This is a genomic window from Pseudomonas sp. SZ40 (assembly GCF_052958135.1).
Genome location: NZ_JBQWIF010000023.1, coordinates 17824 through 36404 on the forward strand (window position 1 = coordinate 17824; position 18581 = coordinate 36404).

Here is an 18581-nt window from a genome sequence, read left to right on the forward strand (position 1 = left end):
ACGACGACATCCGTCAGATGCAGGTTCGCCATGCCCGCCGACCGCGAACTCACCTTCCGCGCACTGTTTTCAGGTGTGCTGCTCGGCGCCTTGCTGACGCCATCGAATATCTATTCCGGCCTGAAGATCGGCTGGTCGTTCAACATGTCGATCATCGCCCTGCTGGTCAGTTACGGGATCTGGCAGAGCCTGGTGCGCTGGCGCCTGGGCACCGCCTGGAGCATGCGCGAAAGCAACATCAATCAGACCACGGCATCGGCTGCCGCCTCGATCATCTCCGGTGGCTTGGTCGCTCCGATACCGGCCTATACCCTGCTGACCGGCCAGCAACTGCCGACCCTGCCGTTGGTGGCCTGGGTGTTCTCGGTGAGCTTTCTGGGTATCTGGGTGGCCTGGTACCTGCGCCGCAGCATGGTCGAGGACACGCGGTTGCGCTTTCCCGAGGCGGTCGCCACGCTGGAAACCATGCAGCAGGTCTACAACCACGGCCGTGACGCACTGCAGCGTCTCTACGTGCTGGGCGCGGCAGCCCTGCTCGGCGGCCTGGTCAAGTGGACCGATACCCTCCTGGCACTGCCGCGCTGGTCGCCCTCGGCGAGTCTCGAGCGGCTCACCTTCAGTCTCGACCCCTCTCCTCTGCTGATCGGTTTTGGCGGGATCATCGGTATTCGCGTCGGCCTTTCCCTGCTACTCGGGGCACTGATCGCCTGGGGAGGGCTGGCACCCTGGCTGCTCGGCAGCGGCCTGGTGCCGATTGCAGCAGACGCCAGCGGCCCGCAATTCGGCCCGTTGGTGGAGTGGCTGCTGTGGCCCGGCGTGACATTGCTGGTGTGCGCCACGCTCACTTCCCTGGCGGTGCGTTACCGGGTCAGCCGCCGCCTGGCCAAGGCGACGCCCGATCGCAACAGGCACGCACCGGCAACGCTGCCTTTGGCCATGCTCGGGCTGGCATCGCTACTGGTGGTCATCCTGCAGGTGCTGCTGTTCGATATCGACCCGCTGATGGCTCTGCTCAGCGTCCCGCTGGCGGTCGCGCTCGCCTGCATGGCGGCGCGGGTGGTAGGCGCCACGGGTATTCCACCGATTGGCGCCACGGGCCAGTTGTCCCAGCTGACCTTCGGCCTCATCGCTCCCGGGCAGGTTGGGGTCAACCTGATGGCCGCCAACACCGCGGGAGGGGCTGCCGGGCAATGCACCGATCTGCTCAATGACTTCCGGGTCGGCCATGCCATCGGTGCCAAGCCCTACAACCAGTTGGTCGCCCAGTGCCTGGGCATCTTCGTCGGCAGCATCGTCGGCGTGCTGGTCTATCAGATTCTGATTCCCGACCCCCAGGCCATGCTGATTACCGAGCAATGGCCCGCCCCGGCCGTGGCCACCTGGAAAGCGGTGGCCGAAGTGCTGGGCTATGGCCTGGATTCGATCGACAGTAGCGTCCGCTGGGCCATGCTGGTCGGCGCACTCAGCGGCGTGCTGTTCGGCATCCTGGAAGCCAGCCTGCCCGTGCAATCGACCTTCGCCCGCCTGCTGCCGAGCTCGGCGGCATTCGGTCTGGCGTTCATCATCCCCGCCTCCATCTCGCTGATGATGGCGCTGGGCGCCCTGCTCGCCTGGGTAATCCAGTCCCGCTGGCGGAGCTTGGGCGAGCGCTTCACCATCGCCGCAGCGGCAGGCTTGGTGGCCGGGGAAAGCGTCGTCGGTGTTGGCACATCGTTCTGGATGATGTTCGCGGGCGGCTGAGGCTCGATACCGGGCGAGCCGGCTCGCAAACAAGCCATACACCGTAGGAGCCCGCTGCGGGCCAGAACGATTGCGCTCATCACGCAGAACCGAGGCATGCCCGCCATTCGCCGGCACGCCGGCTCCTACACGGTCGCGGCGCCATGCAGCGCGTTTGCAGGAGCTCCGCCCCCGGGGCGAATGGCGGATATATCTCGCTATCGAGATTGCCCGAGTCATTCGCCGCGGGGGTCGTGGCTCCTACGGGGCATGAAGCCCTTACTCGGTGCCGATGCCGTAATCCGCCAACCTGGCGATGAAGGTCTGCTCATCGAGCACGGCAACGTTCAGCTCGTTAGCCTTGGCCAGCTTCGAGCCGGCGCCGGGGCCGGCGACCACGCAGGTGGTCTTCGCCGATACCGAGCCGGCGACCTTGGCGCCCAGGGCTTCGAGCTTGTCCTTGGCGATATCGCGGCTCATCACTTCCAGGCTGCCGGTGAGCACCCAGGTCTGACCGGCCAGCGGCAGGCCTTCGACCACCTTTTTCTCGCATTCCCAGTGCATGCCAAAATCACGCAGTTGCGCTTCGATGGCCCGTGCCCGCTCGACATTTTCAGCGTTGGAGAAGAACTCCCGCACCGATTGCTTGGCCTTTTCGTTGAGCCCTTTCATGGCACTCAGGTCGAGCCAGTCGGCAGCGATCACGCCGTCGAGGCTCTTGAAGCGCTCCGCCAGGTTCTTCGCGCCGGTCACTGCAACGAAGGGGATGTTCAGCTTGTCGAGCAGCCCGCCCAGTGTCGTGCTGGCCGCGAACTCGGCGGACAGCTCGCCCTGATCCTGCAGTTCCAGGCCACGCTCGAGAAGGTGCTCGATGACGGTCTGGTTGTGCGCGTCCTCGAAGAAGCTGTGAATCTCGTGGGCGACCTCCAGACCGACATCAGGCAGGTAGGTCAGCACCTCGGGTAGCGCCTGGGTAACCCGCTCCAGAGAGCCCAGGGAACGCGCCAGCACCTTGGCCGTCTCCTCGCCGACATCGGGAATGCCCAGCGCATAGATGAAGCGTGCCAGGGCGGGTCGCTTACTGTCGGCAATGGCATCGAGCAGCTTGCGGCTGGAGACCTCCGCGAAGCCTTCGAGGCCGACGATCTGTTCGAACTGCAGGGTGTAGAGATCGGCGGGCGAGCCTACCAGGCCTTCGTCCACCAATTGCTCGACGCTTTTCTCGCCCAGGCCTTCGATGTCCATGGCGCGACGCGAAACGAAATGAATGATCGCCTGCTTGAGCTGAGCCGCGCAGGCCAGGCGCCCGACGCAGCGATACACCGCGCCCTCGCTGACCGTTTCGCGGCCCTTGCTGCGCTTGATCAACTGGGTACGCTCCACCGCCGAGCCACACACGGGGCATTGCTCAGGCACGGCGACCGGGCGGGCGTCCTCGGGACGACGATCAGTGACGACCTGCATGACCTGCGGGATCACGTCCCCCGCGCGGCGGATGATCACGGTGTCGCCGATCATCACGCCGAGGCGCGCTACCTCATCCATGTTGTGCAGCGTCGCGTTGGACACCGTCACCCCGGCCACCTTGACCGGCTTGAGACGGGCGACGGGCGTCACGGCACCGGTGCGGCCAACCTGGAATTCCACGTCGAGCAACTCGGTCAGCTCTTCCATGGCGGGAAACTTGTGAGCGATGGCCCAGTGCGGCGTGCGTGCGCGAAAGCCCAGTTGCTGCTGGTCCTCGATGTTGTTGACCTTGAACACCACGCCGTCGATGTCATAGGCCAGGCCCATGCGCCGCTCGCCGATATCGCGGTAATAGGCCAGGCAGTCTTCGACACCTTTGGCCAGTTTCAACTCGGGGCTGATGGGAATGCCCCAGCTCTTCAGACGTTGCAGCATGCCGACCTGGGTGGTAGCCGGTTCGGCGCTGTGCTGGCCGAGCCCATAGCAGCAGAACTCCAGCGGACGGCTGGCGGTGATCTTCGAGTCCAGCTGACGCAGGCTGCCAGCCGCCGCGTTGCGAGGGTTGGCGAAGGTCTTGCCACCGATCTCGGCCTGGCTGGCATTGAGCCGCTCGAAACCGGCGCGGGACATGAACACTTCCCCCCGCACTTCCAGCACATCCGGCCAGCCGCTGCCCTGCAACTTGAGCGGAACATTGCGGATGGTGCGCACGTTGACGCTGATGTCTTCACCGGTGGTGCCGTCCCCCCGGGTAGCACCACGCACCAGCTTGCCATCGCGATACAGCAGGCTCACCGCCAGGCCGTCGAGCTTGGGCTCGCAGCTGTATTCGACGTCCACACCACCACCGAACAGATCGCCGCCCTGCAAACCGAGACCGCTCTGCACACTGCGGTCGAACGCGCGCAGGTCATCTTCTTCGAAGGCGTTGCCAAGGCTGAGCATTGGCACCTCATGACGCACTTCACCGAAGGCGCTGAGCGCCTCGCCACCCACCCGCTGGGTTGGCGAATCGGGTGTCACCAGCTCCGGGTGCTCGGTTTCGAGCGCTTGCAGCTCGCGGAACAGTCGATCGTACTCGGCATCCGGCACGCTCGGCTCGTCGAGCACGTAATAGCGGTAGTTGTGCACATCCAGTTCGGTGCGCAGTTCGAGGATGCGTTGGGCGGAGTCTTTCATGGGGTAGTTCTCGACAAGGTACGACGGCAACACAGAAATGAAAAACCCCAAGCCAAGCGCGCGGCTTGTAGCTTGGGGCTCGCAGCTTGCAGTGGCTGCTTAGCGCTTCTGGGTCAACAGTCGGCGTTCATATTCGACGATACGCTGACGGTAGTGTTCGATGGTTTGTGCAGTGAGTACGCTGCGCTGATCGTCTTTCAGCTCACCGTTGAGCTCGTGAGCCAGCTTGCGCGCCGCGGCGACCATCACGTCGAAGGCCTGCTTGGGATGGCGCGGGCCTGGCAGGCCAAGGAAGAAGCTCACCGCTCGGGTGCTGAAACCTTCGATGTCGTCCAGATCGAACGTACCGGGTTTCAGTGCGTTGGCCATGGAGAACAGCACCTCGCCGTTGCCAGCCATGCTTTCGTGACGGTGGAAGATGTCCATTTCGCCGAAACGCAGGCCACTTTCCAGAATGTTCTGCAGCAATGCTGGCCCTTTGAAGCCCTGCTCGTCGCGGGCGATGACATTGATCACCAGCACTTCGTCTACCGGCGCCTGATCCTTGTTGACGGACTTGGCGGACAGGCTGTCGCGGCCCGTGTCTTCGTCTTCGACTGGAGTCAGCAGCATGGGCACCGGCTCGTCGGCGACCAGGTCCAGGTCACCCTGACGCGGCTCGCCGCGACGACGGCTGTTGACGTCCCGCGCGCTCAGCGACGGCAGATCGTCCTCGTCCAGCGATGGCTCGTGATTGCGCTCGATCACCCGTGGCGGGCTGAGCACGTCGGGATCCCCTTCGTCATCCGGCAGGTTCGACACGCTGCGATCCAGCCGGAACTTGAGCTTGCCCTTGCCACCGCGCATCCGCCGCCACCCGTCGAAGAGGATGCCGGCGATGACGATGATGCCGATGATGATCAGCCACTCGCGTAGACCGAATTCCATGAAATGTCCTGACCCCTAAAGCAAAAATTGATTAAAAAAGGCGTCCTGGCCCGTATCGATGACCTTGAAACGTGGCGCCAACTCCATGTTCTGAATGGCGTTTTCCCACGTGCAACAAAAGTGGGCGTTAAGCTAGCACGACGAAAGGCAACTTTACACCGGCAAAACGCTGTAAAACCGCCACTCCAGCCAGTTTTTACGCAACAGAATCTGTGTAACCACGCATCAGCTGTCAACCATCGCCAATGCCTCCTCGACATCCACCGCCACCAATCGCGAACAACCGGGCTCGTGCATGGTCACCCCCATCAGTTGATCGGCCATTTCCATGGCGATCTTGTTGTGGGTGATGTAGATGAACTGCACGGTCGCCGACATCTCCTTGACCAGCCGCGCGTACCGCCCGACGTTGGCATCGTCGAGCGGCGCGTCCACCTCGTCGAGCATGCAGAACGGGGCCGGATTGAGCTGAAAGATCGAAAATACCAGCGCCAGCGCCGTCAGTGCCTTCTCGCCGCCGGACAGCAAATGGATGGTGCTGTTCTTCTTGCCCGGCGGACGCGCCATGATGGTCACCCCGGTATCGAGTAGATCTTCGCCGGTGAGTTCCAAATATGCGCTGCCGCCGCCGAAAACTTTCGGGAACAGCGCCTGCAACCCGGCGTTGATCTGGTCGAAGGTTTCCTTGAAACGGTTGCGGGTTTCCCGGTCGATCTTGCGGATGACATTTTCCAGGGTATCCAGCGCTTCGACCAGGTCGGCGTCCTGAGCGTCCAGATAGCGCTTGCGCTCGGATTGCTGCTGGTACTCCTCGATGGCCGCCAGGTTGATCGCGCCAAGACGCTGGATGCGTGCCGCCATCTGCTCCAGCGTCTGCTCCCAGGCGTTCTCGCTCGCACCCTCGGGCAGCGTGGCGAGCACCCCATGCAGGTCGTAGCCGTCTTCCTGCAACTGATCCTGCAGGGCCTTGCGGCGCACGTTCAGCGATTGCCACTCCAGACGCTGCTGCTCCAGTTGGCCGCGCAGCAACTGCGCTTGCTGCTCGGCCTGGGTGCGGCGCTTCTCGGCATCACGCAGTTCGCGGTCGGCATCCTCCAGAGCCAGGCGCGCCAGGCGCAACTCCTCTTCGACCCCCATGCGTCGCTCGAGCAACTCTTCGAGCTTCAGGCGCAACTCTTCTAGCGGAGCGGCACCCTCTTCCAGATTCAGATCCAGCTGCTCGCGTTTTTCATGCAGGCGCTCGGACTGCAGCTCGAGGCGCTCCAGCGCCTGGCGCGTGGAATCGTGCTGGGCGCGCAGCGAGCCCAGGCGTACCGCCAACTGGTGGGCGTGGTCCTTGTGCTGGCGGGCGTCCTGACGCACCCGATCGAGCCGCTCGCGCAAGGCGTCGCGACTGGCCAGCAGGCTTTCCCGCTGGTCGTTGTCGAGGGCCATGCTATCCAGCGCATCCTGCAAATACAGGCGCGATTCGCCGAGCTGTTCGGTTTCCAGCGCACGCTGCTCGCCCAACTCCTGCTGCTCGGCCTCGATACGCTGACGACGTAGCAGCAACTGCTCGGCCTTGGCCTGGCCAGCGGACAGACGTGCCTTCAGCTCGCCGAGGCGCCGCGCCTGATCCTGCAACTGACGACGCTGCTGCTCGCGCAATTCTTCTTCATGGCGCTGACGCTCACGCAAGCCCTGCAGGCGCTCGTCGAGCAGCGCCAGTGCGGCCTCACGCTCTTCGCGTTCCAGGCCCAGGCTTTCCAGCTCCTGGCCACGGGCGAGCACGCCGCTCTGCGCCTCGCTGGCACGCCGTACGCGCAGAAAATGCCGGCCGACCCAGTAACCGTCGCGGCTGACCAGGCTTTCACCAGAGGCCAGCCCGGCGCGCTCGGCCAAGGCCTGCTCGAGACTCTCGACCGGGCGCACACGCCCCAGCCAGGGAGCCAGGTCGACCGGTGATTCGATCTTGTCCAGCAGGCTGCCGGCAATGCGCTGGCCATCGCTGCCGGTCGACACCAGGCGCAGCTCGCCCTGCTCGAGGGAGGAAAAGTCCAGGCCGCTGAAATCATCTTGCAGCACGGCCTGCAGATCGGCGCCAAGTACGGTTTCCACCGCCAATTCCCAGCCGGTCTCCACACGCAGCCCTTCGGCCAGACGCGGGCGCTTGTCCAGGCCGTGCTCGCGCAACCATTCTGCCGCACCGGTGCCGGGATCGAGCGCAGCCTGTTGCAGGGCCTCCAGAGAAGCCAGACGGCCACTCAGGCGCTGCAGTTCACCCTGCGCCTGCTGCTGAGCCTGGCCGGCCTGCTGAAGATCCTCGCGCAGTTGCTGCAGCCGCTCTGCCTGCTCGGCTTCCTGCTCCTGCAGTTGCTCCAGATCCAGCTCACCAACGGCGATCTGCTCGCCCAGTTCGATGATCGCGGCATCCTCGGGATCAGCTGCCAACTGCTGCAGCTCGTCGACCAGGCGGCGCTGGCGCTCGCTGAGGCGCTCCAGGCTGTGCTCCAGCTGCTGAATGCGCGACTGCTGCACTTCCGCCTGACGACGGGGCTCGGCGCTGCGCTGATTGAAGCCGTCCCACTGCTCCTGCCAGCCGTGCATGCCGGTTTCAGCCTCCTCCAGAGCCGCAGCGGACTCTTCGGCGGCGGCAGCGGTGAGTTCCTGCTCCGGCTCGAGCATGGCCAGCTCCTCGCCCAGGGTCGCCAGCAAGGTGCGGTCATGGCCCAGGTGCGATTCGGTTTCCAGGCGCGCCCGCTCGGCCTCGCGCAGATCGTCCTGCAACTGGCGCAGGCGCTGCTGGCCGTGCTGGATGCTCTGCTCAACGCGGGCGATGTCACCGCCCACCGAATAGAAGCGCCCTTGCACCAGGTTGAAACGTTCGGACAGCTCATGGTGACCGTCGCGCAGGCGCTCGATGCTGGCATCGGCGTTGCGCTGTTCGGCAACCAGCGCCTCGAAACCGATTTCCTGGTTGCCGATCACCGCTTCGCGCTGGCCAACCTGCTCGTTCAGCGCCTGCCAGCGCAATGCGGTCAGCTGCGCCTTGAGCTGGCGCTCCTCGGCCTTGTATTCCTGATACTTCTCGGCGGCCTGGGCCTGGCGGTGCAGGCGCTCGAGTTGCCGTTCCAGTTCCTCGCGCAGGTCAGCGAGACGCGCGAGGTTTTCCTGGGTGCGGCGGATGCGGCTTTCGGTTTCCCGCCGGCGCTCCTTGTACTTGGAGATACCTGCCGCTTCTTCGATGAAATTGCGCAGTTCCTCCGGCTTGGCCTCGATCAGCTTGCTGATCATGCCCTGCTCGATGATCGAGTAGCTGCGCGGGCCCAGGCCGGTCCCGAGGAAAATATCGGTGATATCACGACGACGGCATTTCACGCCGTTGAGGAAATAGGTGTTCTGGCTGTCGCGCGTTACCCGACGGCGGATGGAGATTTCCGCGAAGGCCGCGTACTCGCCGGTCAGGGTGTTGTCGGAATTGTCGAAGATCAGCTCGATGCTGGCCTGAGTCACCGGCTTGCGGGTATTGGAGCCGTTGAAGATGACGTCGGTCATCGACTCGCCGCGCAGGTTCTTCGCCGAGCTCTCGCCCATCACCCAGCGCACGGCATCGATGATGTTGGATTTGCCGCAGCCATTGGGCCCGACCACCGCCGCCATGTTGCTCGGAAAGTTCACCGTGGTGGGGTCGACGAAGGACTTGAAGCCCGCCAGCTTGATGGACTTCAGGCGCATGCAGGGAAGCTCGCCGACACGGCAACGAATCGAGTGGATGGGTTAATGGCGCACAGCGTCATATATGTCCTTGAAGGCGCAATGCTTTGTAGGCGACAGGACCTGGCCGATCACCAGAAAGGCCGGGGAGTTTAGCACAGCAGCGTGTTTTGACTGTGCCCCGATCTGAAGATCGATGGAACGCCGTTCGATCGGCCGCATCAAAACGCCAGGCCGGCGAATCCTCCTCGCCATTGCCGCTCGCGGATCAGCACTCCCCCTACATTGTTCGAGGTTCATCAACATGCCGACACGCGCATGGGCAGCCCATCTGGATCGCCTGAATTTTTTCCTGGCCGATGTCCGCGATGGTCTGGGACCTTACCTGGCGATCTACCTGCTGTCGGTGCATCAGTGGCAGGCAGGCGATATCGGTCTGGTCATGGCGCTCGGCGGGCTCGCCGGCCTGCTCTCGCAGGTACCGGCTGGCGCGCTGGTCGACCGGGTGGGCGACAAACGCCTGCTGATCGTCGTCGCAGCCGTACTGGTCACTGCGGCATGCCTGGCCATGCTGTGGCGTGCCGACTTTGCCTGGGTCACCATCAGCCAGGTAGCGGCGGGCATGGCGTCCTCGGTATTCGCGCCCGCGCTGGCAGGCATCACCCTGGGTATCGTGGGGCCCAAGGCCTTCACCCGGCGCATCGCCCGCAACGAATCCTTCAACCATGCGGGCAATGCCTGCGCGGCTCTGTTGGCCGGCGCTTGCGCCTACCTGTGGGGCCCCGTGGCGGTGTTCTATCTGATGACCGGCATGGCGCTGCTGAGCATGATCTCGGCCCTTGGCATCCCCGCGCGGGCCATTGATGCCGACCAGGCCCGGGGACGGGAAACCGGTGGAGCGCTGACCCCATTGCGCCACCTGCTGACCCAGCCACCGCTGGTTCTTCTGGCGTTGTGCTGCGCCCTGTTTCACCTGGCGAACGCCGCCATGCTGCCACTGGTCGGTCAGAAGCTGGCGCTGGCCAATCCCGAACTGGCGACCACGCTGATCTCGGCCTGTATCGTCGCGGCCCAATTGGTGATGATCCCCGCGGCGATGCTGGTCGGTGCCCGCGCCGACAGCTGGGGTCGCAAGCCGCTGCTGATGTTCGGCTTTCTCATCCTGCCGATACGCGGGGTGCTGTACACCCTCAGCGATGACCCGGTCTGGCTGGTCTCGGTGCAACTGCTCGATGGCATTGGTGCCGGGCTGTTCGGTGCCCTGATCCCACTGATGGTGCGCGATCTGACCCAGGGCAGCGGTCACTTCAACATCAGCTTGGCTGCAGTGACGCTGGTGTTCGGCATCGGTGCGGCGCTTAGCAATGGCCTGGCTGGCTACGTGGCCGAAGCTGGCGGCTACGACAGTGCCTTTCTGGTGCTCTCGGCGGTCGCCGGCTGCGCGGCTCTGCTGCTGATGTTCCTGCCGGAAACCCTGGGCACCGCCAAGCCGGTGTCGCAACCGATCGATCTGCCCGCGCGCACGGCGTCCTGATCCGACCTGCCCCTGGGACGACTTTCTTGTCGGCAGGGGCGTTGTCCAGCAAAATCCCCGCTCCATCCCGGCGAATGCCTGCGCTCGACGCGCTCGCCCCTGCTGGTTTCTCCCTGCGCGAAGCCAAGCCCCGCTCCACCGAATTGCAATCGAGGCCCCATGTCCAACGTCACCCACGCCTACCGCGGCGCCATTCTGCACAGCCTGGCCGACCCGGCCGAAGTCGGTATCGAAGCGTCCTACGCCTATTTCGAGGACGGCATTCTGCTCGTGGAGGATGGCAAGGTCCGCGAGGTTGGCCATGCGGCCGATCTGTTGCCGCGCCTGCCTGGCATCGCGCTGACCCATTACGAAAACGCGCTGATCACCCCCGGTTTCATCGATACCCATATCCACTACCCGCAGACCGGCATGATCGGTGCCTACGGCGAGCAGTTGCTCGACTGGCTGAACACCTACACCTTTCCTACCGAAATGCGCTTCGCCGACAAGGCCCACGCCAGCGAAGTGGCAGCTGTCTTCCTCAAGGAACTGCTGCGCAACGGCACCACCACGGCGCTGGTATTCGGCAGCGTGCACAAGCAGTCGGTAGATGCGCTGTTCGAAGCGGCCGAAACGCTGAACCTGCGCATGATCGCCGGCAAGGTGCTGATGGATCGCAATGCCCCCGCAGCACTGACCGACACCGTCGAATCCGGCTATGCCGACAGCCGTGAGCTGATCGAACGCTGGCACGGCAAGGGTCGCCTGCACTACGCGGTGACCCCGCGCTTCGCGCCGACCAGCACGCCGGAGCAGCTGGCCATGGCCGGGCGCCTGCTGCAGGAGTATCCGGATCTGTACCTGCATACCCACCTCTCGGAGAATCGCCAGGAGATCGAGTGGGTCAAGGCGCTGTTCCCGGAAAACAGCGGTTACCTGGACGTTTACGACAAGCACCAGTTGACCGGCCCGCGCTCGGTATTCGCCCACTCGGTGCATCTGTGCGATGCGGAATGCCAGCGCCTGGCAGAGACCGGCTCGGCAGTCGCCTTCTGCCCCACCTCCAACCTGTTTCTCGGCAGCGGCCTGTTCGACCTGCGACGCATGGAACGGCACAAGGTACGCGTCGGCCTGGGTACAGATATCGGCGCGGGCACCAGCTTCTCGCAGCTGCGCTCGTTGAGCGAGGCCTACAAGATCATGCAGTTGCAGGGGCAGAAGCTGGACCCGTTCAAGTCGCTGTACTTGGCCACTCTAGGCAGCGCCCGGGCGCTGTATCTGGACGAGCGCATCGGCAACTTCGCCGCGGGCAAGGATGCAGATTTCGTGGTGCTCGATTACCAGGCCACGCCGCTGATCGACTATCGCCTGCAGCAGAGCACCAGCCTGGCCGAACGATTGTTCGCGCTGATCACCCTGGGTGACGACCGGGTGATCAGGGAGACCTTCGCCGCCGGACAGAGCGTGCACCGCCGCGATAGCTGATACTGGAGAAACCCGGTTTGCAGGCGAAAAGCATCGCCGGCAAGCCGGCTCCTACGCGATCGTATGGACTGTAGGAGCCCGCTTGCGGGCGATATGAGCGCAGGAATCCAGCCAGCTCGGCAGCATGGCTACCAATCGCCGGCAAGCCGACTCCTACATGATTGTGGATACCCGTAGGAGCCCGCTTGCGGGCGATGCGACCGCAGGTATTCCGCCAGCCCAGCAGCATGGGCCACCAATCGCCGGCAAGCCGGCTCCTACGGGCAGTGGGTCTTGGGGGAGCTACGCGCCGATCACCGACACTGGATAGATAGCGGTGTAAGCGCCGCCGTCCACGCTCAGGGTTCGGCAATCGACGCCATACACGGCCGCCAGATGCGCCGGTGTGAGCATCGCTTCGGTGGTGCCGCAGCCGTGCACCTGGCCGTCGCGGATCATCAGCGCGTCGTCGGCGTAGCGGCTGGCCAGGTTCATGTCGTGGAAAATCGCCAGGGTGACGATGCCTTCACGGCGGGTGTAGGCGCTCACCGCCTCGAGCATGTGCAACTGGTTGGCCAGATCCAGCGCCGAGGTGGGTTCGTCGAGCAGCAGCAGGCGCGGGCTACGCACCAGTGCCAGGGCCAACGAGATCATCTGCCGCTCGCCACCGGACAACTGCCCCGGCTGCTGTTCGGCGAAACGCTGCAGGCCTAGCAGTTCGAGTACTTCACTGGCCCGTCGCTGGCTGTCCCGCTGGGTGGCCCAGCCGCGCGCGCCGCCGTGTTGAGCCAGGAGCAGCAGCTCGTAGGTCGACAGGCGTACATCGAGGTGGGTCAGGTCCTGAGCCACGTAACCGATCAGCCGCGCCCGCAATGCCGGCTCCAGGCCGATCAGTTGCGTGCCGTCGATGGTCGCCGAGCCCTCGGCACGCAGTAGCCCGCACAGGCCTTTCATGAACGTCGACTTGCCTGCACCGTTGGCGCCGAGCAGCGCGAGGGTACGGCCCGCTTCGGCACGTACCGCGAAGTCGCGGATGATCGGCCGACCGCCAAGGGAAACACGGTAATCCTGACAGACAAAACTCATCGGGACGTCAGCCTCCGGTCACGCAGGATCAAAATGATGAAAAACGGCAGACCGATCAGCGAGGTGACCATACCGATGGGCAGCACGGCACCCGGCACGATCAGCTTGCTCGCCAGGGACGCCAGCGTGACGAAGATGATGCCGCAGGCAAGCGTCACGCCAATGGTGAAGCGCTGATCCTCGCCGACCAGTAAGCGCGCTACATGGGGCGCGACCAGGCCGACGAAACCGATGATGCCGACCACCGAAGTCACCGCACCGGCCAGCAGTGCCGCCAGCACCAGCATCAGGGTGCGCACGCGCTTGACGCGAATCCCGAACACCACCGCCTGCTCGCCGAAGCTGCGCAAGGCGGTCAGTGCCCAGGCTTGCATCAGCACCAGCGGCACGGCCACCAGCGCGATGGCGGCACACAGCGCGACCTTGCTCCAGGTCACGTGCAGCAAGGAGCCCATCAGCCAGAACACGATGCTCTGCAACTGATCGACGCTGGAAACGTACTGCACCAGGCCGAGCAGCGAGCTGAACACGAAATGCACCGCGATCCCCAGCAGGGTGATGGCCTGCAGGCCGATCTGCCCACGGGTCAGCAGCAGGATCACGCCAACGGTGAGCAGCGAGAACAGAAAGGCGTTGGCCGTCACCACCATCTCGGCACCAAAACCCGGCAGCCACTGCGCCAGGGACAGGTTGAAGGTCAGCGCCAGCGCTGCACCGAATCCGGCTGCAGAAGAAATGCCCAGGGTGAAGGGTTCGGCCAGCGGGTTGTCGAGCACCGTCTGCATGATCAGCCCGGCCAGTGCCAGGCAGGTACCGGCCAGCACCGCCATCAGCGTCATCGGCATGCGCAGCTCCCAGAGGATAACCCGCGTGGAGGCGTCCACCCGATCCGGGGTGAACAGGCCTTGCACCGCATCGGCGAAACTCAGCGTACCCGAGCCCACCACCAGATCCGCGATGAAGGCGATCAGCGCCACCAGCAAAAGGCCGACTAGCAGCAGGCTGCGCTGCCACACCGCCCTGGCGTAACGCTGCTGGTAACCGTCGGCGGGCAGCGCGCCCAAGGCAGAATCACTCACTGGCAGGCGCCTGACCGAAGAGAATCGCCGGTACCTCACCAAGGCCGGTCATGCCCAGCAAGGTGCGGGTGCTCGCCGCCGGGTCAAGACGTTCGGCAGCTTTCGGGTAGAAGGCCTGGGCCAGGTACTCGACCGCCAGGATATTCCAGCTGCTGGCGTAGAACTGGTGGTAAACGCCATACACGCGGTTTTGCTGGGTGGCCTGCAGCTGCGCCATGCCAGGGCGTTTGAGCAACTGAGCCATGGATTTGTCGATAGCTGCCTGCGACACCGTCGGACCGAAGCCGAAGGGTGGCGAAATCGAGGTGTTGCCCGGGAACTGAGTACCACTCATCACGTAAACCTCGGGCTTCTTGCTGATTACCGTTTCCAGGGTCACGTCACCGGTGGCGCCCGGCAGCAACTGGCTACCCAGGTTGTCGCCACCAGCGGCCTGCACGAGCTTGCCCCAGTACACATCGCCGTGGGTGAAGCAGCAACTGGTGGCGCCGCCCTGCCCGGCCTTGGCCTCGACGAATACCAGCGGGCGCTTGCCCTGCTCGGTGATTAACTGATCAACCTGCGCCAGACGCGCCGTGTAGAAATCCAGGTACTCGGTGGCGCGGGCTTCGCGGTCGAGCACCTTGCCGAGCAGGGCCACGCTCTTCTGGCTGTTGGTGACGGGATCCAGGTCGCTGTCGATGTAGATCACCGGAATCTTCAGGGCCGCGAGCTTGCGTTCGACACCCGCGCCCTCCAGGGATTTGCGTGCGCGCAGCTGGAATACCAGCAGGTCGGGCTTGCCAGCGACAACGGCCTCCAGGTTCATGTCGCCGTCGTCGCCGAACTGCATGTCGACGGCCTGCCCGGAACTCTTCGGCCACTGTTTCTGGAACACCTGCCAGGTGTTTGGATCGGATCGCTTGATGATGTTGTTCCACACCGCGATGCGCTTGAAGGGGTCTTCCCGGTCGAGCAACGCCAGGCTGAACAGGTCACGGCCGTCTTGCAGGACGATGCGCTGGGGCTCGTGTTCGATGGTCACCTGGCGGCCGGCCAGGTCGGTCACGCTGAGTGGGTAGTCGGTGGCATGCGCGGCAGCGCTGAGCAACAGGCAGAGAGCGGCCGCGAGGCGGACGAGAGGCGCGGAGACATTCATGGAGGGAGAAACCTTTTACTGCGCGATGGAGCAGGCGGCGAACGCCAGCAGCGGAAAAAACGGAAATATAGCGTAACAAAGGCTCGCGCCAGCGTCATTAAGAACTATTCTCGATGAATAAAACCCAGACCTCGCCGCTGCTGGCAAGAAATCGCGGCCACAAAAAAGGACGCCCTGAGGCGTCCCCTTTTCAACGAATCCAGATCAGCTGGCGCGTGCGGTATCACGCAGCGACTTGACCTGATCGTGGTTGCGCTGCACACCTTGCAGCTGCTTCTCCAGAACGCTGCGCACGTTGGCTGGCAGGTCTTTCTGCAGCGCTTCGCGGTAGTTTTTCAGCGCCACGTCTTCGCCACGCTCGCACTCGTTGAGGATGGCCTCTTCGCTCTTGCCGGTCACCAGCGACTTCAGGTCGACCCAGCCACGGTGCAGAGCACCCGCCACGCTCGAACTGGTTTCCGGATCACCGCCAAGGCCACGCACCAGTTGCTGCAGTTCGGCAGCCGCACTGGCGCAGTCTTGCGAACGCTGGGTGAAGAAGCTCTTGAGTCGCGGCTCTTTCACGTCCTCGGCACACTCGCTGAAGCCCTTCTCGCCATCTTTGCTGGTTTCGATCAGGTCGTTCAGTACCGAAATAACGTCTTTGTTATCCACTTTGAATCTCCTCGTAGCTTCAGAAATTAGCCCTGTATGGGCCGCTCCCTTAAGTGGAGTGAGCGCTCGTCGAGGAGGTTCAGGGCAATTTCCAGCGCCGTGCATAGAGCGGCATCAAGCGGCTGCAGGCAAAGCCGCGCGCGGCCTGGGCGCGAACCGCTCGTCTGGAGAGCTTTTGTCTCGCAAGCCGCTCGAGGCATCGCGGGCAACACGCCGCTGGCAAAACAGGCGGGGCTGGTCGCGATGGCAGACAAACGCAGCAGGCGTTGGCCAGGTTCTCAGCCGCCGGTCATGCTCATGAAACGGATGACCTGCACCTGTTCATCCGTTTCGAAGTGGTGGCGTTCGGGCTTGAGCTGCAGGGCCTCGAGCAGCGCGTCGCGCAGTCGCTCGCCGTTGCCGGGGTGAGCGCGCATCAGGGTGCGCAAATCCAGGGCATTGTCGTGCCCCAGGCAAAGCACCAGCTTGCCCTCGGCGGTCACCCGTACGCGGTTGCAGTCGCCGCAGAAATTGTTGCTGTGCGGCGAGATGAAACCGACCCGGGTATCGCTACCGCTGACCTGCCAGTAACGTGACGGGCCGCCTGTGACATGGCTGCTGCGGACCAGCGAGTAACGCTCTTCGATGCGCTCGCGCACCACCTCGCTGGAGCAGAAGGTCTGCTCACGCTGATGGCTGACCACACTGCCCAGGGGCATCTCTTCAATGAAACTGATATCCAGGCCGCGGGCCATGGCGTACTCGACGAGGCCTAGCACTTCGTCATCGTTGCGCCCGGTCTGCACCACGCTGTTCAGCTTGATGCGCTTGAAGCCTGCGGCCACTGCGGCGTCGATGCCAGCCAGTACCTGATCGAGCATGTCGCGGCGAGTGAAACCAGCGAATCGTTCGCGCTGCAACGAGTCGAGGCTGACGTTCAGGCGGGTGACGCCGGCTGCACGCAGGTCGCCCGCCATGTGCGAGAGCTGCGAACCATTGGTGGTGATCGACAGGTCCTCGAGCTCCGGACGCTCGCCGAGACGACGCAGCAGGCTGAGCAGATTCTTGCGCACCAGCGGTTCGCCACCGGTGATGCGGATGCGCTTGACACCCAGCCCGATGAACGCATCGGCCACGGTGTACAGTTCCTCCAGCGTGAGGATCTGCGCACGCGGGGCGAAGACCATGTCTTCGCTCATGCAGTAGGTGCAGCGAAAATCGCAGCGATCGGTCACCGAGAGTCGCAGGTAGGTAATGCGCCGGCCGAAGGGATCGACCAACTGCGTCGTGTTCATGGAGCCCAACTCCCGGCCCTGGGGCCAGCTATTCATGGCTGCCACGTGAGCGGCAGTGCGTAGCCGTCATGGCCTACGAAGAGGTCGCCAGTTTACCACGCCTACCTTGCTGGCGCGCCGGTCCGCGGGTCAGATCGTGTGGCCCCGCCCGCCAATAACCACACATTCAGTGACACAACCAAGGCCCCTCGACATCTCTGCAGAGAGCGTTCCCCAGCCCGGCCGCCGGGCTACAGGCCAGTCATGCCGGGGCTCACAGCGCGAGACAAGAAGAGCCAACCTGCTCGGAGGCGCTCGGCGGAAAGGTCGAACCGGGTTTCGCAACGGGGAGTCACACGGACTGACCTGGGACGACCGGCTATGGAGGGCACCGATGCCACTGCTGAAACTGCTGCATTTCACCGCGCTGATCGCCTGGTGCGGCGCCCTGCTCTATCTGCCAGCGCTGATCGCGGCCAGCTGCCGCACGGCACACACGATCGAGCGCCCGGGCCACCCCGAACTCAACCGCAGCCTCTTCAATCTGGTCGCCACCCCGGCAGCGCTCATCGCCATCGGCAGCGGTACGGCGCTGTTCCTGCGTGACGGCACCTTCGGTATCTGGCTGGTGGCCAAGCTCTCGGCCGTGGCGGTGCTGGTCATCTGCCACGCGCTGTGCGGAATGCTCATCCTGCTCTGCGAGCGCCATCCGCGACCGGGCCTGACGGTCGCCTGCGCGGCAATCGGTGGCATCACGCTGAGCATGATCGCCACCACCCTGTGGCTGGTATTGGCCAAACCCTTCTGAATGAGGAGTCATCCCCCCATGAATGCAGGCGGGCTAAAGCCGGATTCAATCGACATCGACACCCACGGCCTGCTCGTAGACCAGTCGCCCGCCGAGGTAAGCGGCGATCGCGATCAGTCCTGCGGTGAACAGCGACAGGTAGAACGCCCACATTTCGAAGCCCTCTTCGCCATGACGATAGCGCAGCATCCAGTTCAGCGAGGCCAGGGACAGCATCATCACGGCGATGATCGCGTGACACCAGGCGCTGATCTTCTGGCGAATACGTTTCACGGTGAGCAGGTCGATCATTCCGGCGATGCTGGCTATCCAGCCACCGGCGGCACCGACGCCCGCCAGCCACAGGCTGGCCCGCGCCCAGAACGGGTCGGTGGTCCAGAAGTAGGCGAAATCGGTGGCCACCAGACCCAGCAAGGCGGCGACCGGGAAGTGGATCATCATCGGGTGCAAAGGGTGACCGGCGATGGCCGCGCGACTGATGATGGACTCTTGTTGCTCAGCCATGGCGGCCTCCCTGTCGATTCGAAAGATGGCCGCATTTACCCGGCTCTACTCAAGTTGACCGCGCTGACCTCAGCAGTTCCGATTATCTCCGCCT

At 64.1% G+C, this 18581-nt stretch carries 13 protein-coding genes; 4 read left to right on the top strand and 9 right to left on the bottom strand.

What is annotated here, in order from left to right; translation table 11 throughout:
- Positions 1-30 precede the first annotated feature (30 nt).
- Entirely contained in the window at positions 31-1740 is a 1710-nt protein-coding gene (locus ACT9T4_RS17605; protein ID WP_042553218.1) for an OPT family oligopeptide transporter, read from the top strand.
- A 258-nt stretch (positions 1741-1998) separates the two neighbouring features.
- Here the strand turns inward: ACT9T4_RS17605 and ligA are convergent, their stop codons facing one another.
- From ligA to smc, 3 genes are all read right to left on the bottom strand, one after another.
- Positions 1999-4365 carry an NAD-dependent DNA ligase LigA gene (gene ligA, locus ACT9T4_RS17610; RefSeq protein ID WP_042553217.1) on the bottom strand — a complete coding sequence of 789 codons (2367 nt, stop codon included), beginning with the start codon at positions 4363-4365 and terminating at the stop codon, positions 1999-2001.
- 99 nt (positions 4366-4464) lie between these two features.
- Positions 4465-5292: a cell division protein ZipA gene (gene zipA, locus ACT9T4_RS17615; RefSeq protein WP_042553216.1), complete on the bottom strand. Its 828-nt coding sequence runs from the start codon at positions 5290-5292 to the stop codon at positions 4465-4467.
- 225 nt (positions 5293-5517) lie between these two features.
- A complete protein-coding gene (smc, locus tag ACT9T4_RS17620) occupies positions 5518-9006 on the bottom strand; it encodes a chromosome segregation protein SMC (RefSeq protein ID WP_499118177.1) in 3489 nt (1162 codons plus the stop codon).
- Between the two features lie 283 nt (positions 9007-9289).
- Between smc and ACT9T4_RS17625 the strand changes: the two genes are divergently transcribed.
- Positions 9290-10519, top strand: a complete 1230-nt coding sequence (locus ACT9T4_RS17625) for an MFS transporter (RefSeq protein WP_042553213.1) — start codon at positions 9290-9292, stop codon at positions 10517-10519.
- Between the two features lie 159 nt (positions 10520-10678).
- A complete protein-coding gene (gene guaD / locus ACT9T4_RS17630) occupies positions 10679-11986 on the top strand; it encodes a guanine deaminase (protein WP_499118179.1) in 1308 nt (435 codons plus the stop codon).
- A gap of 282 nt (positions 11987-12268) precedes the next feature.
- Here the strand turns inward: guaD and ACT9T4_RS17635 are convergent, their stop codons facing one another.
- From ACT9T4_RS17635 to moaA, 5 genes are all read right to left on the bottom strand, one after another.
- Positions 12269-13051, bottom strand: a complete 783-nt coding sequence (locus tag ACT9T4_RS17635; protein ID WP_499118181.1) for an ABC transporter ATP-binding protein — start codon at positions 13049-13051, stop codon at positions 12269-12271.
- Positions 13048-14130, bottom strand: coding sequence for a FecCD family ABC transporter permease (locus tag ACT9T4_RS17640; protein WP_218878452.1), 1083 nt, complete (start codon positions 14128-14130; stop codon positions 13048-13050). The genes ACT9T4_RS17635 and ACT9T4_RS17640 overlap by 4 nt, the downstream gene beginning before the upstream one ends.
- Positions 14123-15268 (bottom strand): ABC transporter substrate-binding protein, encoded by a 1146-nt coding sequence (locus ACT9T4_RS17645; RefSeq protein WP_499118183.1) that lies wholly within the window; start codon positions 15266-15268, stop codon positions 14123-14125. Before ACT9T4_RS17645 ends, ACT9T4_RS17640 begins: the two co-directional genes overlap by 8 nt.
- Before the next feature lie 204 nt (positions 15269-15472).
- Positions 15473-15922: a PA2169 family four-helix-bundle protein gene (locus ACT9T4_RS17650; protein ID WP_042553209.1), complete on the bottom strand. Its 450-nt coding sequence runs from the start codon at positions 15920-15922 to the stop codon at positions 15473-15475.
- A 278-nt stretch (positions 15923-16200) separates the two neighbouring features.
- Positions 16201-17196 carry a GTP 3',8-cyclase MoaA gene (gene moaA, locus ACT9T4_RS17655; protein WP_499118243.1) on the bottom strand — a complete coding sequence of 332 codons (996 nt, stop codon included), beginning with the start codon at positions 17194-17196 and terminating at the stop codon, positions 16201-16203.
- Between the two features lie 373 nt (positions 17197-17569).
- Between moaA and ACT9T4_RS17660 the strand changes: the two genes are divergently transcribed.
- The gene (locus ACT9T4_RS17660) at positions 17570-17983 is read left to right on the top strand and encodes a CopD family protein (protein ID WP_499118186.1); all 414 of its coding nucleotides are present in this window, start codon (positions 17570-17572) and stop codon (positions 17981-17983) included.
- Positions 17984-18028: 45 nt separating this feature from the next.
- On the opposite strand, the gene ACT9T4_RS17665 is transcribed toward ACT9T4_RS17660, so the two are convergent.
- Positions 18029-18487, bottom strand: coding sequence for a DUF2231 domain-containing protein (locus tag ACT9T4_RS17665; protein ID WP_499118188.1), 459 nt, complete (start codon positions 18485-18487; stop codon positions 18029-18031).
- Positions 18488-18581: the final 94 nt, after the last annotated feature.

Coding starts and splice junctions, on each gene's coding strand:
- ACT9T4_RS17605 (WP_042553218.1), top strand. CDS start 31: ATGCCCGCCGACCGCGAACTCACCTTCCGCGCACTGTTTTCAGGTGTG.
- ligA (WP_042553217.1), bottom strand. CDS start 4,365: ATGAAAGACTCCGCCCAACGCATCCTCGAACTGCGCACCGAACTGGAT.
- zipA (WP_042553216.1), bottom strand. CDS start 5,292: ATGGAATTCGGTCTACGCGAGTGGCTGATCATCATCGGCATCATCGTC.
- smc (WP_499118177.1), bottom strand. CDS start 9,006: ATGCGCCTGAAGTCCATCAAGCTGGCGGGCTTCAAGTCCTTCGTCGAC.
- ACT9T4_RS17625 (WP_042553213.1), top strand. CDS start 9,290: ATGCCGACACGCGCATGGGCAGCCCATCTGGATCGCCTGAATTTTTTC.
- guaD (WP_499118179.1), top strand. CDS start 10,679: ATGTCCAACGTCACCCACGCCTACCGCGGCGCCATTCTGCACAGCCTG.
- ACT9T4_RS17635 (WP_499118181.1), bottom strand. CDS start 13,051: ATGAGTTTTGTCTGTCAGGATTACCGTGTTTCCCTTGGCGGTCGGCCG.
- ACT9T4_RS17645 (WP_499118183.1), bottom strand. CDS start 15,268: ATGAATGTCTCCGCGCCTCTCGTCCGCCTCGCGGCCGCTCTCTGCCTG.
- moaA (WP_499118243.1), bottom strand. CDS start 17,196: ATGAACACGACGCAGTTGGTCGATCCCTTCGGCCGGCGCATTACCTAC.
- ACT9T4_RS17660 (WP_499118186.1), top strand. CDS start 17,570: ATGCCACTGCTGAAACTGCTGCATTTCACCGCGCTGATCGCCTGGTGC.
- ACT9T4_RS17665 (WP_499118188.1), bottom strand. CDS start 18,487: ATGGCTGAGCAACAAGAGTCCATCATCAGTCGCGCGGCCATCGCCGGT.